The organism is uncultured Nevskia sp., assembly GCF_903885465.1.
In the GTDB taxonomy this organism is placed as follows: Bacteria; Pseudomonadota; Gammaproteobacteria; order Nevskiales; family Nevskiaceae; genus Nevskia.
Genome location: NZ_CAISIQ010000459.1, coordinates 1 through 13199 on the forward strand (window position 1 = coordinate 1; position 13199 = coordinate 13199).

Here is a 13199-nt window from a genome sequence, read left to right on the forward strand (position 1 = left end):
GCTGCGCCTGTTCGACGACCGGCTCTTGAGCCTGGCGCTGGATCGGCTTGCCGAGCCGCTTGCGGCCGAGCAGGCGCGTCTCTGCTGAGCGGGCGCCTGCGCCACCCCCGCACCCTGGAATCGAGCGCTACGCTCAGACTGGGGCAGAGACTCGCTGGTACGAGAACTCCTCCATCCCGGCCGCCTGCTGAGCGTGCTCAATCGTCAGGCTGACGATGTGACCATCACGCCGGAAGCGCTTGACCGTTGCTTCATCGCCGATACGAGCGACGACGATCTGGCCGTTCATGGCGTTCTGGGCGCGCTTCACGGCCAGCAGATCGCCGTCGAGAATTCCGGCGTCGCGCATCGAGTGACCCTTGATGCGCAGCAAGAAATCTGGCGCCGGCTCGAACAGGTTCGCAGCCAGATCGCGATGGTCGTCGAGGTTCTCGACTGCGAGGATCGGCAGACCCGCTGCGACGCGGCCGACGACCGGAATTTTCAGCATCTCGACCCGGCGTTCGCGATGCTGAGCCGCGAGGCGAATGCCGCGCGCCTGGCCAGTCACTTCCAGATGGCCTTTTTCGGCCAAGGTGCGCAGATACTGTTCAGCTGAGTTCGCAGAGCGCAGGCCGAAAGCAGCGGCGATTTCAGCCCGCGTCGGCGCACCACCGTTATCGGCGATGTGCTGGCGAATGAAGTCGAGTACCTGGGTCTGTCTTGAAGTAAGATCGGTCATTGCTGCGGCGTCCTTGATATGTATATTTATACAAGTCATCGCCTGGGCCTGTAAAGCGCCGTTCGTCGGCGCTTTACTAATTCATATCAGCGTAGTTCGTCGGCGCTTTACGAATTCATATGAGCGCCGTTCATCGGCGCTTTTTTGTGGGCGACCGTTTTGCTACGCGCTCAACGCGCCATCAGTGGAAGTTGCGCGATGCAACCGGCATGTCGGCAATCCAGTCGCTGACATCGCGGAAGCGTTTGGCGATGACGTGCGTGACGCCATCGACCTTCTGCAGTTCGCCGAAGACGATCAACAAGCGGCTGCCGAGCACCACGGCGCGCTGGGCATCGAAACTTTTTTTCCAGATCACGAGGTTGTGGCAGCCGGTCTCGTCTTCCAGGGTCATGAACATCACGCCTTTGGCGGTCTGCGGCCGCTGACGATTCAACACCAGGCCGGCGATTCGCACGCCCTGCCGGTGTACCAGCGTCGTCATGTCGGCCGAGGTCCGCACACCGAGTTTCGCCAACCTGGGCCGCAGCAGGGCTAAAGGATGGCGTCGCAAAGTCAGGCCGGTGCTCTGGTAGTCAGCCAGCACTTCTTCCGCTTCGTGCGGCGTTCTCAGAGCGACATCGCTTTCCAGCGACGCATGACCCGCCAGCATTACAGGCAGGTCTTCGATGCCCTGCACCTGCCAGTGCACGGCATGACGATGGCCGCCCAAACTGCGCAGTGCATCGGCCTTGGCCAGCATGCGGCGATTGGCAGCATCGAGCGGGGCACGGCGCACCAGATCCCCGATATCGATGAAGGGCGATTGCAGCCGCGCGGCAACGATGGCCTTCGCCACCTCCTCGTTCAGACCATCGACCAGACGCAGACCGAGCCGGATCGCCGGCTTGCCATCGCACGCCTTGGGTGCCGTGCAGTCCCAGTCGCTGTTCCTGACATCGACCGGCCGCACTTCCACCCCTGCCCGCTTCGCTTCACGGATCAGCTGTGCCGGCCCGTAGAAGCCCATCGGCTGACTGTTGATCAGCCCGGCGAAGAACGCCGCCGGATGATGGCGCTTGATCCAGGACGACACGTAGGCCAGCAGCGCAAAGCTGGCCGAATGCGACTCCGGAAAACCGTAGCTGCCGAAGCCCTTGATCATCTCGAAGATCTGTTCGGCGAAGGCTTCTTCGTAGTTGTTTTTCTTCATGCCATCGAGCAGACGTTGACGCAACGGCATCAAGCTGCCGTCCTTGCCCCAGGCGGCCATCGAACGACGCAGCTGATCGGCTTCGCCCTGAGAGAAATCGGCGGCAACCACTGCGATCTCGATGACCTGCTCCTGGAACAACGGCACGCCCAGGGTCCGACTCAAAACCTCTTCGAGCGCTTTGCTCGGATAAATGGCCGGTTCCAGCTTGTTCCGCCGCTTCAGGTAGGGATGCACCATGCCGCCCTGGATCGGCCCCGGCCGGACGATCGCGATCTGGATGACCAGATCGTAGAAATCCTTCGGCTGCAGCCGCGGCAGCATGCTCATCTGCGCCCGTGATTCGATCTGGAACACGCCGACGGTATCGGCACGCTGAATCATCGCGTAGGTCTTTTCATCATTGCGCGGAATGCTGGCGATCGAATGCCGCGCGCCGGTCTGCTGTTCGATGAACTCGAACATGCGCCGGATCGCGCTGAGCATGCCAAGCGCCAGGCAATCGACCTTCAGCAGTCCCAATGCTTCGAGATCGTCCTTCTCCCACTGGATGATCGTGCGGTCCGGCATCGCTGCATTCTCGACCGGCACCAGTTCGTGCAGCGGATGCTCGGAAATGACGAAGCCGCCGACGTGTTGCGACAGATGGCGCGGCGTGCCGACCAGCGCTTTCACCAGCCTCAACCAGCGCGCGACCACCGGCGTGTCGGGATCGAAACCCTGCTCGCGCAGGCGATCTGGCAAGGTTTCGGGTTCGTCCCACCAGGCCAGCGAACCTGACAGGCGATCGATCTCATCAGCGCCGATGCCAAGTGCGCGGCCACAATCGCGAATCGCCGACTTGCGGCGATAGCGGATCACCGTCGCCGCCAGCGCGGCCCGTTCGCGGCCGTATTTGTTGTAGATGTACTGCATCACCAGTTCGCGGCGCTGATGCTCGAAATCGACATCGATGTCCGGTGGCTCGTTGCGCTCCCTGGACAGAAAGCGCCCGAACAACAGGCGCTGCTCGGCGGGGTTCACCGAAGTGATACCGAGCGCGTAGCAGACCGCGGAATTGGCCGCCGACCCGCGACCTTGGCAGAGGATTTCCGGCGTCTGCGCACGCGCCCAGCGGACGATGTCGTGCACGGTCAGGAAAAAAGCTTCGTAACGAAGCTCGATGATCAGTTCCAACTCCATCTCGATGGTCTTGCGCACCGAGGCCGGCTCTCCTTCTGGCCAGCGATCACGCAAGCCCTGTTCGGTCAGCACACGCAACCAACTACTGCGTGTGTGGCCCTCTGGTACCAGCTCGTGCGGGTATTCGTAATTCAGCCCGGCCATCGTGAAGCTGCAGCGCTCTGCGATCACGGTGGCCTCGGCCAGCAAGGCGTCCGGATACAGCTGCTGCAGTTCAGCGATCGGCCGCAGATGCCGCTCACCGTTCGGGAACAGCCGCACACCGCAGTCTTCCAAAGCCAGGCCGTGACGGATCGCGGTCATCGTGTCCTGCAGTTCACGAGCTTTGCGGATATGCATGTGGACGTCACCGGCCGCTGTACAGCGCAAACCGAGATGACGGCCGAGGCTCAGCAAGCGGTTCAGTTGCGCGCGATCGTCGCCATAGCGATGCAGTTCGACGGCGATCCAGGCGCGCGCGCCGAAAGTGGTGGCGATGAAAGCGCCCTGTGCTTCGGCGATGGCATCGTCATCCGGCGGCAGCCACAGCGCGAGCACCTGATCGAGATCGTGCAGATCGTCGCGCGTCAGGAAGTAGTCGCCCTTGTCCGCTGCGCGACGACCGGTAGTAATCAATCGGCAGATTTCGCTGTAGGCGTGATGGCAAGGCGCGAGCAGCACGAAGCGCAGGCCGTCATCAAGCTGGAACTCGCTGCCGACGATCAGCTTGAAGTCATGCTTCTTCGCCGCGACGTAAGCGCGAACCATGCCGGCCATCGAGCATTCGTCGGTGATCGCCAGCGCCGTGTAGCCCTGCGCCTTAGCAGCCTCGACCAGCTGATCCGGTGACGAAGCGCCGCGCAGAAAGCTGTAGTGCGAGATGCAATGCAGTTCGGCGTAGTCCATGTCGCAACTTGTCCGATCAGGCCCCAATCAGGCCCAAATGCCCTGCAGAAACCAGGCGCTGGTCAGGCGATCCTGGAACACCCAGAAACGGCCGCCATGCAGATCGGCGTGGTAGTAGTCGCGCAGAACATCGCCGCCGTCCCACCAGCCGCCTTCGAGCCGCTCGGCCGCGGCGAGCGCTTTCGGGGTCGTCGACAAGGGCTTCGGCGGATCGATCAGCCAGATCGGTCTTGGTGGTGCCGTCACCCGTGCAACTTCCGCAAGCGGTGCGTCACAGGCACGCGTGCGCCAGGAACGTTCCGGCCGGTGATCGGCGATCAGACCGAGCGAAGTCACCGCTTCGGCACCGAGACGCGCGACCAGTTTCTCGACCAATTGGCTCCAGGCCTCGTCATCGCCGCGCGTGGCATCGAACAGATCGCGCTGGCCGGTCGCCGGTTCGATGAACTGCTCGGCGTTGAGTCGCAGGCTGCGTACCGGCGCCGGCAACGGCGTGCGGCTCAATTGTTCGCGCAGCACGCGCAGCAGCCGTTCAGGATCGCGCGCCGAAGTCGCCAGCCGCAGATCGAGCACGGTGTCGGCCTGTGGCCGGCCACCACTGGCTCGGCCGTGGACCAGGGTCAATCGAAACACCTGCAAACCGGTATCGCGGGCCTTGAGGAAATTTCCGAGTTCGCGGGTCATTCGCTGCAACGGAAACAGCAGACCTTCCGTGTATTCGACCTCTCCCAGCAGATCGATCCGACGCTGGAATTTCGCCGGTGGCCGCCAGCGTGGCCGCACATCCGGCCGGCGGCCGAGCAGGCGATCCAGGAAGGTGACCAGTTGCGCGCCATGACGCTTGCCGAGCGCAGCGGCCGGCAGCGCCAGCAACTCGCCGATCCGGCTCAGACCGATTGCTTTCAGCGCTTCCGAGGTGCGCGGTGTCAGCATCAGCGAGGCCAGCGGCAGTGCGTCGAGTGCGGCTGGCAGTTGCTCGCGTTCGATCACCGGCTCAGTCAGCCCAATGCGGGCGAATAGCGCTGCTGCTTCCAGGGTCGGTGCCACGGCGCGGCTGCCGACATGGCCGGTCTCGGCAAAGCCAGCATCGAAATGCGCGAGCAGCGCTGCCAGTCCGCCATACAGCTTCAGGCTGGCGCCGATCTCGACCCACAGCAGCGCACAGGGCAACCCGAAATCGAGTTCGCTTTCGGTGATTTCCCAGACCAGTTCGGAGCCATAACGCCAGGCCCAGGCGACCAGCGACTGCATCGTTTCGCGCTCGGCGCGCGGCTTGCGCTCGGCGGCGCGGAGGTCCGGATGCAACACCTGCACGGTGCCCCAGTCAGTGCCCGGCGCGATGCGATCAGCTGCCCCGGCGATCACCCAGCGGCGAGCGCCCCGACGCCCGGTGACGACCTGAGAGGCAGATGCGTCACCGAGCGCTTCCAGCGAAAACTGCGGCAGATGCAGGCCAAGCCAGAGCATGGCGATCAGCCGTTCGCAGCCAGGGCCGGCAGCAGCACCTCAACCGCTGTCGGCGTACCACCGCGACATTTGAAAATGTCGATGCGCAGGCCACCCGGCCGCGCAGTGAGCTTCAGCCTCAGTGCGGCCGGCGAAAATTCTGCCGCTGCGCGCGGCTCGCGGAACAGCAAGGCGGTGGTCTTGCCGGTTTCGGCGGCGAGCTGAAAGCGTTTCAACTCGACCGCGCCGAGCCGCCCCGGCCAGGCCAGCACCGCGCCGCAGGAACCGGCGCGGAGGATCTGCTCGGTCGCCCACAGGCCGCCATCTTCGGACTGCGGCCGCACCAACAGCAGGCGGCTGAGCACGATGCCGGCCTGGGCCAGTGCCGGTGCGAACGGCAGATGCGGCGGATCGACCATCGCCACGCGGCCGCCGGCCTGGGTCAACCGAGCGATCCAGGGCAGCACCAGCTGCATTTCGCCGATGCCCTGGGTTTCCGGAAACAGCTCGGTCAGCGCGCCCACCGGCCAGCCGCCGCCCGGCAACCGACGATCGAGTTCGGCATGGCCGCTGGGTTCGGCGGTGACCCGGGCGAAGTCGCTGCCGCGCCAGACATCGGGCCGCGCCAGCACTTCGCTCAAGGACGGTGCCGGGGCCGTCATGAAACACTCCGGCAGACGTCAGACGTCTGCAGAAAAGCATTCAAACGATTGATTTCAATGAATGAAATTTCTGTATGGGAGAACATCGGAATCTGCCAAAGGCAACGGTATATGTATATTTATACAGTTTTCGAGGCGATTCCGCACCTGCCGTTCGGCGTCTCGCCGATCGCTCCTTGATGGCTCTTGAAGCGCATGGCGAAGACGAAAGCGGTCACATTGAGCGATCATCCTGCTGAACAAGATTTTGAATTCGTCATCGACGACGAAACACCCAGAACACCTCTCAGGAATGACCCTCAAGAACATGAAAGTGCTGATGCTCGGCGCCGGCGCCACCGGTGGCTATTTCGGCGGACGGATGCTGGAAGCGGGACGCGATGTCAGCTTTCTGGTGCGTGAACACCGCGCCGCCCAACTGCGTGGCAACGGTCTGGTGGTACGCAGCCCGCAGGGCGATCTGCGCCTGAAGCCGCGGGTGCTGATCAGCGGCCACATTCACGAAACCTTCGATCTGGTGATCCTTGCCTGCAAGGCCTATGACCTTGAAGCGGCGATGACCGCGATTGCGCCGGCTGTCGGTCCGAAAACGGCGGTGCTGCCGCTGCTCAACGGCCTGCGCCATTTCGAGTTGCTCGATGAGCGTTTCGGCGCCGACCGGGTGCTGCGTGGGCTGTGTTCGATTGCCGTGCGGCTCGACAGCGATGGCGCAATCGAGCACATGTCGGAGATGCACGCGCTGCGTTTCGGTGAGATCGATGATCGCCGCACGCCGCGCATCGAAGCGATTGAAGCACTGATGGAGGGCTGCAAGTTCGATGGCCGCGCCAGCTTCAGCATTCAGCAGGCGGTCTGGGAGAAGTGGGTGATGCTGGCCAGCCTCGCCGGCATGACCTGTCTGATGCACGCCAATGTCGGCCAGATCGTCGTGGCGCCGGAAGGCCGAGCCCTGATGCTGGACACCATCGACGAATGCGCGGCAATCGCCGCCGCTCACGGCTACGCACCGCGTCAGCATGTGCTCGACGGCACGCGGGCGATCCTGACCGAACCCGGTTCGCGGGCGAAAGCATCGATGCTTCGCGACCTCGAACAAGGCGGCAAGGTCGAGGCCGATCACATCCTCGGCGACCTGATCGCACGCGGTGCGAAGCATGGCATCGCGGCGCCCTTGCTCCGGGCCGCGCACGCCAGCCTGAAGATTCACGAGGCGACGCTGAAGAAGCCGGTGCGGCAGAAGGCCTGAACGATCCGGCCAGCAAGCTAGACGTAGCGGTAATGCACGCGGTTGGTCAGGCCGCAGAACAGCTCGTAGGACAAGGTGCCGGCCCAAGTCGCGACTTCCTCGGCCGGCAGACCTGGCCCCCACAAGGTCACGGCATCGCCGACCGCCGCCTGCGGCAAGCTGCGCAGATCAACGGTGATCATGTCCATCGACACCCGGCCGATGATCGGCACGCGCTGCTCTTGGATCAGCACCGGCGCGCCGGTCGGCAGGATGCGGTGCACACCATCGGCATAGCCGACCGCGACGACGCCGACCCGCATCGCTTCTGGGCAGATATAGGTGCCGCCGTAACCGACCGTATCGCCGGCTGGCACTTCATGGACGGCGATCAAACGGCTGGCCACCGTCATCGCTGGTTTCAGACCCAGATCGCTGCCGACCGTGCCCGGCATCGGGCTGGCGCCGTAGAGCATCAGGCCCGGCCGCACCCAGTCAACCCGCGCCTGCGGCCAGGCGATCAGGCCGGCGGAATTGGCGATCGAGCGCGGCCCGGGAATGTCCGCCATCGCAGCATCGAACGCGGTGATCTGGGCGGAAGTCATCACGCTGTCGCGATCATCGGCGCAGGCCAGATGGGTGATCCAGCCTTGCAGGCACCAGTTCTGCCGGGCCAGCAACGCAGCCTGCAGCGCCGGCGCTTCGCTGAGCGGAAAGCCGAGCCGGTGCATGCCGCTGTCGAGCTTGAACCAGACGCTGAGCGGGGTCCTCGGCGGCAGCGAAGCCAGCAGTTCCAGCTGCCAGCGATCGTGGATGACGATCTCCAGCTCCAGTTGCGCTGCTTCCTCGGCTTCCTCGGCGGACAGCACGCCTTCAAGCAGGGCGATGCGGGTGGCGATGCCGGCATCGCGCAGAGTCACCGCTTCTTCGAGACAGGCGACGGCAAAGGCATCGACGCCGGCCTCGGCCAGCGCACGCGCCACCGGCACGGCGCCATGGCCATAGGCATCGGCCTTGATCGCGGCCATCACTTTCGATTGCGGCGCGAACTCGCGCACGCGTTGCAGGTTGTGGCGAACGGCCGATAGATCGACCGTTGCAGTGACGCGAGGGAGAGGCATGTGCAGCAGTTTCCAGTTGCCCTTGTTGGTTGCCTGAGCAGCGACCGCATCAACCGCCGTACATATACTCCGGCGCCAGATTGTCGAAGCGCGTGTACTTGCCGAGGAACGCGGTCTTGACCTTGCCGGTGGGGCCGGAACGCTGTTTGGCGATGATGATTTCGGCGGTGCCCTGATTCGGCGATTCCTTGTTGTGGTAATCGTCGCGGTAGACGAACAGCACCATGTCGGCGTCCTGTTCGATCGAGCCGGATTCGCGAAGATCGGACATGATCGGCCGCTTGTCCTGACGCGCTTCGAGGCTGCGCGACAGCTGCGACAGCGCGATGATCGGCACCTTCAGTTCCTTGGCCAGCGCCTTCAGCGAGCGGGAGATTTCCGAGATCTCGTTGGTGCGATTCTCGCGGTTCGACGGCACCTGCATCAGCTGGATGTAATCGACCACGATCAGCGACAGCGGATGCTTGGCGGCCATGCGCCGGGCGCGGCCGGCGAGTTCCTGCGGCGACAGCGAACCGGTTTCGTCGATGAACAACGGCGCTTCGCGGAGCAGGCCGCTGGCCGAAACCAGACGGCTCCAGTCGTGGTCTTCCATCTGGCCGCTGCGCAGCGCCTGCTGATCGATGCGGCCGAACGAGGACAGCACGCGCAGGGCCAGCTGTTCAGCGGACATCTCCATCGAAAACACAGCGGTCGCCAGCTTGTTCTCGATCGCCACATGCTCGGCGATGTTCATCGCGAAGCTGGTCTTGCCCATGCCGGGACGGCCACCGACGATGATCAGATCGCCCGGGTGCATGCCCTGGGTCAGCTTGTCGAGCTCGGTGAAACCGGTCGGCGTGCCGGCGAGGCTGGACGGGTTATTGCGCAGACGCTCGAGGCGATCCTCGATCGCGTCCATCAGCATCGGCATGTCCTTGGCCTGGCTGGCCGCCTTGGAGCCGCGCGCGCGGATCGCGAACACCTGCTTTTCGGCGACGTCGATCAGCATGCCCGGCGTGCGGCCCTCGGGCTGGTAGCCGAGTTCGGCGATGTCCTGACCGGCGGCGATCAGCGAGCGCAGCACCGAACGCTCGCGAACGATCTCCGCATAGGCCTTGATATTGGCGGCCGACGGCGTATCGGCCGCCAGGGTGCCGAGATAGCTGATGCCGCCAGCATCCTCGAGCTTGCCCTGATGACGCAGATGCTCGGACAGCGTGACGAAATCGCAAGGCCGGCCGGCGTTCAGCAGTTCGCCGATCGCCTTGAATATCTGCCGGTGGTCCTGAGTGTAGAAATCCTCTTCGGCAACCTGATCGACCAGCTCGTACCAGGCGCGGTTGTTCAGCAGCAGACCGCCGAGTACCGACTGCTCGGCTTCCAACGAATACGGCGGATGCTTGGGACTGGCGGCCAGCCGCGCGCCGGGCTGGGCGCTGCCAGGGGATGCGTTCGGGAAAGGCGTGGCCATGGTCGGTTCTCGGTGGATCATCAAGCTTGCGCGTTCAGGCTTGCGCCTGCCACGGAACAAGCTGTGGACAATTTGTGCATCACTTCGTGCATGACTGGCCGCCAGCGTCAGAAACGAATCGGCCCGCGCGAGGCGGGCCGATCGTTGCCACGAAACGAAAGGCTTTAGCCCTTGGTTTCTTCGATCACCACGATCAGCGTGGTTTCGACTTCCGAGTGCAGACGCACGGCAACGGTGTAGGTGCCGACGACGCGGATCGGGCCTTCCGGCAGATCGATCTCGCTCTTTTCGAGCACGAACGCAGTGCCGGTGGTGGCACGGGCGATTTCCGCCGGGCCGACCGAGCCGTACAGCTTGCCTTCTTCAGCCGCCAGCGCCTTGATGGTGACGTGCTTGCCGGCGAGGGCAGCCGCACGCATCTTCGCGGCAGCCAGCGTCTCGGCGTACTTCTTCATCAGTTCGGCCTTGCGGACTTCGAACACTTCCTTGTTGCCGGCGGTGGCGGTCAGCGCCTTGCCGGACGGCAGCAGGTAGTTGCGGCCGTAGCCGGACTTGACCTTGACGACATCACCGAGGTCGCCGAGGTTGGTCACTTTTTCGAGCAGGATCAGTTCCATGGATTCTTCTCCTTACTCGTGGGCGTCGGTGTACGGCAGCAGCGCGAGGTAGCGCGCGTTCTTGATCGCCGAACCGAGCTGGCGCTGGTAGCGCGCCTTGGTGCCGGTGATGCGGCTCGGAACGATCTTGCCGTTCTCGGAGACGTACTGCTTCAGCGTCGCCAGATCCTTGTAGTCGATCCGGATGGTGCCTTCGGCAGTGAACTTGCAGCTCTTCTTCTTGCGGAAAAAACGTGACATGGCTTAGACGGCCTCTTCGGTCGTGGTGGCAGCGGCATCGGCGGCGTCTGCAGCAGCGGCCTCGCCCTCGGCATTGCGCTTGTATTCCGGCTTCTTGTCTTCTTCCGGAACCTTGAACAGCGGCGACTGCTCGGTCTCAGCCTTGTCCATGCGGATGACCAGCTTGCGGATCACGGCGTCGTTGAAGCGGAAGGCGCTTTCCAGCTCCTTCAGCACGGCGTCGGAGCACTCGACGTTCATCAGAACGTAGTGCGCCTTGTGCAGCTTGGCGACCGGATAGGCGAGCTGGCGGCGGCCCCAGTCTTCCATGCGGTGCACAGCGCCGCCGTCGGACTCGACCATGTTCTTGTAGCGTTCGATCATGGCCGGAACCTGATCGCTCTGGTCCGGATGGACCATGACAACAACTTCGTAATGACGCATGGATGCTCCTTGTGGATGCAGGCTGGCAGCGAAGCCAGCCCGGGCAGTCCCCCGCAAATAACGACAGTCGCAACGGGCGGTGGGACAAGGTTTTCCGGTTGAACCAACAACGACCCAACAATGGTCTGGCCGGAAAGGTCGCGGAGTGTACGTTTTCAGGCCGTTCCGGGCAAGCCGGAGCCTGCTAGGGCGTGATCACGCAGCAGTTCGGATTCGACAGCAGCTCGCGCGCCCTCGCCTCGCCGGCGTCGATATCGACCGCGCGCAGCTTCTTCTTCATGCCGGCCAGCAGCTTGCCGAAACGCTGCGGCTGCTGGCTCGCGGCATTGACCTGATCGAGTGCCCGGAAGTGCGCATAGGCTTCGATGTCGTTCTGCGGCAGCACTTCGCCGCCGGAGTACCAGGCGGCAAAGGTCCACAGCGCTGCCACCGATCCGGCTTCGCGAGCACGCGTCGTGTAATCGATGGCTTCCGCCTGCAGCGCTTCCTGGCGAGCCCGCTGATCGGCCGAGCACTCGGCCAGGAACTGGCAGTAATCGTCCGGCGGCAGCTTCAGAGGCAGATTCAGCTGGGCTTCGATGATCCCGGCATCGGCGGCCTGCTTGATCCAGTCGCGAAAGCCGGTGCGCGCCTCGGCCGGAATGCCGTCGCACTCGGCGTAGAGATGACGCAGCGTGGCTTCCTCGGCCTTCGGTGCGTCGACGGTCCAGCGTCCGTGCCGACGAGTCTGATAGAAGGCTTCGACTTCCCGCTCCAGCGCGGCGCTGTCGGCCGGAACTTCGCGGCACTCGAACAGCAGGCTGCCAAGCCGGTACTGCGACAGACGATTGCCGCTCTGCGCTTCGGGCAGCAGCTTTGCGTAGCCATCGGCGAGCCGGCCTTCAGGTGGCGAAAGTCTTGCTCGGCGGATCAGGCGGATGGTGATGCCGGAATCGACGACTGCGCGCTCGACTGTCTGCCGGGCGACCGACGACGCTGCCGGTGGCGCTGGCAATACTTCGACAGCGACCGGCGGCGACTCGCTGATCACTGCGTCCGGCGCCGTTTCAGGCGCTTGGTCCTGACCCCACCACCATTGCGCCAGCAGCACGACGACCAGCACCGCGAGCACCGACAGCAGCAGGCGCGAGCGCCCCATCATTTCTTGCGCGCGGCAGCCTTGGCCGGCTTGTGATTGCGCTGGCGATAAGCCTCGTACAAGCAGACCGCGGCGGCCACCGACACGTTGAGGCTTTCGATCCGCTCGCCCTTCATCGGAATCCGCACCACGCGGTCGCAGCACTCACGGGTCAGCCGGCGCAGGCCTTCGGACTCGCCGCCCATGACCAGTACCAGCGGCCCGGTCAGATCGACATCGAACAGGGATTCATCGCCCTCGCCGGCCAGGCCGACGACCCAGTAGCCGAGTTGCTTCAGCTGCTCCAGCTTGCGAACCAGATTGGTCACCGGCACTACCGGCACCCGTTCGGCGGAACCGGCAGCAGCCGAACGCACGGCCGGCGTGACGCCGACGGCGCGATCCTTCGGAATGATCACCGCATCGACACCGGTGGCTTCCGAGGTGCGCAGGCAGGCACCGAGGTTGTGCGGGTCCTGCACGCCATCGAGCGCCAGGATCAGGCGCTCCGGCGTTGCCGGCAGATCGATCAGTTCTTCACCGCCGAGATCGGCAGCATTGATCGCCGCCAGCACGCCCTGATGGCGAAGGCCCGGCGCGCGGATATCGAGCACATCGCGAGCAACCTTGCGGACGGTGATGTTGCGCTTGGCGGCCAGATCCAACAGCTTTTCGGCGCGCGCGTCGCGGCGGGTTTCGGCGAGCAGGATTTCGCGCGGCTTGCTTTCGCCGTCCTCGATCGCCGCGATGACGGCGTGGAAGCCGCCGATGTAAGTCTCTGCCATGGTCTGCTGCCGGTTGGATGCCTGAACGGCGCGCAGTTTAGTCGCTGGCCCGTCGCTACGCAGGCTTGCCCGGTTCAGACCTTGCGGCCGGCAACGGTGCGAAGTAGCCAGCGGCCAGCAGGATCACGCC

Annotated in this window: 12 protein-coding genes; 1 reads left to right on the forward strand and 11 read right to left on the reverse strand. The window is 64.2% G+C overall.

Features of this window, described 5'->3' with window-relative positions; translation table 11 throughout:
• Positions 1–133: 133 nt before the first annotated feature.
• The 4 genes from lexA to imuA all read right to left on the reverse strand — a co-directional run bounded on the left by lexA (position 134) and on the right by imuA (position 6088).
• The gene (gene lexA / locus QZY06_RS17955; RefSeq protein WP_295686601.1) at positions 134–721 is read right to left on the reverse strand and encodes a transcriptional repressor LexA; all 588 of its coding nucleotides are present in this window, start codon (positions 719–721) and stop codon (positions 134–136) included.
• Positions 722–902: 181 nt separating this feature from the next.
• Positions 903–3980, reverse strand: a complete 3078-nt coding sequence (locus QZY06_RS17960; protein ID WP_295686602.1) for an error-prone DNA polymerase — start codon at positions 3978–3980, stop codon at positions 903–905.
• Positions 3981–4007: 27 nt separating this feature from the next.
• On the reverse strand, positions 4008–5447 hold the full coding sequence (locus QZY06_RS17965) for a DNA polymerase Y family protein (RefSeq protein WP_295686604.1): 1440 nt from the start codon (positions 5445–5447) through the stop codon (positions 4008–4010).
• Between the two features lie 5 nt (positions 5448–5452).
• Positions 5453–6088 (reverse strand): translesion DNA synthesis-associated protein ImuA, encoded by a 636-nt coding sequence (gene imuA / locus QZY06_RS17970; protein WP_295686606.1) that lies wholly within the window; start codon positions 6086–6088, stop codon positions 5453–5455.
• A 292-nt stretch (positions 6089–6380) separates the two neighbouring features.
• On the opposite strand from imuA, the gene panE reads away from it, so the two are divergent.
• The gene (gene panE / locus QZY06_RS17975; RefSeq protein WP_295686610.1) at positions 6381–7334 is read left to right on the forward strand and encodes a 2-dehydropantoate 2-reductase; all 954 of its coding nucleotides are present in this window, start codon (positions 6381–6383) and stop codon (positions 7332–7334) included.
• Positions 7335–7351: 17 nt separating this feature from the next.
• On the opposite strand, the gene alr is transcribed toward panE, so the two are convergent.
• The 7 genes from alr to rlmB all read right to left on the reverse strand — a co-directional run bounded on the left by alr (position 7352) and on the right by rlmB (position 13069).
• A complete protein-coding gene (gene alr, locus QZY06_RS17980; RefSeq protein ID WP_295686613.1) occupies positions 7352–8434 on the reverse strand; it encodes an alanine racemase in 1083 nt (360 codons plus the stop codon).
• Positions 8435–8483: 49 nt separating this feature from the next.
• The gene (gene dnaB, locus QZY06_RS17985; RefSeq protein ID WP_028475079.1) at positions 8484–9833 is read right to left on the reverse strand and encodes a replicative DNA helicase; all 1350 of its coding nucleotides are present in this window, start codon (positions 9831–9833) and stop codon (positions 8484–8486) included.
• A 218-nt stretch (positions 9834–10051) separates the two neighbouring features.
• Positions 10052–10504: a 50S ribosomal protein L9 gene (rplI, locus tag QZY06_RS17990; protein ID WP_295686616.1), complete on the reverse strand. Its 453-nt coding sequence runs from the start codon at positions 10502–10504 to the stop codon at positions 10052–10054.
• A gap of 12 nt (positions 10505–10516) precedes the next feature.
• Complete coding sequence (rpsR, locus tag QZY06_RS17995) at positions 10517–10744, reverse strand: 30S ribosomal protein S18 (protein ID WP_022976074.1); 228 nt, start codon at positions 10742–10744, stop codon at positions 10517–10519.
• Positions 10745–10747: 3 nt separating this feature from the next.
• On the reverse strand, positions 10748–11167 hold the full coding sequence (gene rpsF / locus QZY06_RS18000; protein ID WP_028475078.1) for a 30S ribosomal protein S6: 420 nt from the start codon (positions 11165–11167) through the stop codon (positions 10748–10750).
• A 184-nt stretch (positions 11168–11351) separates the two neighbouring features.
• Positions 11352–12305 (reverse strand): hypothetical protein, encoded by a 954-nt coding sequence (locus QZY06_RS18005; RefSeq protein ID WP_295686621.1) that lies wholly within the window; start codon positions 12303–12305, stop codon positions 11352–11354.
• Positions 12305–13069, reverse strand: coding sequence for a 23S rRNA (guanosine(2251)-2'-O)-methyltransferase RlmB (gene rlmB / locus QZY06_RS18010; protein WP_295686625.1), 765 nt, complete (start codon positions 13067–13069; stop codon positions 12305–12307). Before rlmB ends, QZY06_RS18005 begins: the two co-directional genes overlap by 1 nt.
• Positions 13070–13199 lie beyond the last annotated feature (130 nt).

What these genes read in the sequence shown, in the direction of transcription:
- rplI (WP_295686616.1), bottom strand. Translation starts at nt 10,504, where the DNA reads ATGGAACTGATCCTGCTCGAAAAAGTGACCAACCTCGGCGACCTCGGT.
- panE (WP_295686610.1), top strand. Translation starts at nt 6,381, where the DNA reads ATGACCCTCAAGAACATGAAAGTGCTGATGCTCGGCGCCGGCGCCACC.
- rlmB (WP_295686625.1), bottom strand. Translation starts at nt 13,069, where the DNA reads ATGGCAGAGACTTACATCGGCGGCTTCCACGCCGTCATCGCGGCGATC.
- QZY06_RS17965 (WP_295686604.1), bottom strand. Translation starts at nt 5,447, where the DNA reads ATGCTCTGGCTTGGCCTGCATCTGCCGCAGTTTTCGCTGGAAGCGCTC.
- lexA (WP_295686601.1), bottom strand. Translation starts at nt 721, where the DNA reads ATGACCGATCTTACTTCAAGACAGACCCAGGTACTCGACTTCATTCGC.
- alr (WP_295686613.1), bottom strand. Translation starts at nt 8,434, where the DNA reads ATGCCTCTCCCTCGCGTCACTGCAACGGTCGATCTATCGGCCGTTCGC.
- imuA (WP_295686606.1), bottom strand. Translation starts at nt 6,088, where the DNA reads ATGACGGCCCCGGCACCGTCCTTGAGCGAAGTGCTGGCGCGGCCCGAT.
- rpsF (WP_028475078.1), bottom strand. Translation starts at nt 11,167, where the DNA reads ATGCGTCATTACGAAGTTGTTGTCATGGTCCATCCGGACCAGAGCGAT.
- rpsR (WP_022976074.1), bottom strand. Translation starts at nt 10,744, where the DNA reads ATGTCACGTTTTTTCCGCAAGAAGAAGAGCTGCAAGTTCACTGCCGAA.
- QZY06_RS17960 (WP_295686602.1), bottom strand. Translation starts at nt 3,980, where the DNA reads ATGGACTACGCCGAACTGCATTGCATCTCGCACTACAGCTTTCTGCGC.
- QZY06_RS18005 (WP_295686621.1), bottom strand. Translation starts at nt 12,305, where the DNA reads ATGGGGCGCTCGCGCCTGCTGCTGTCGGTGCTCGCGGTGCTGGTCGTC.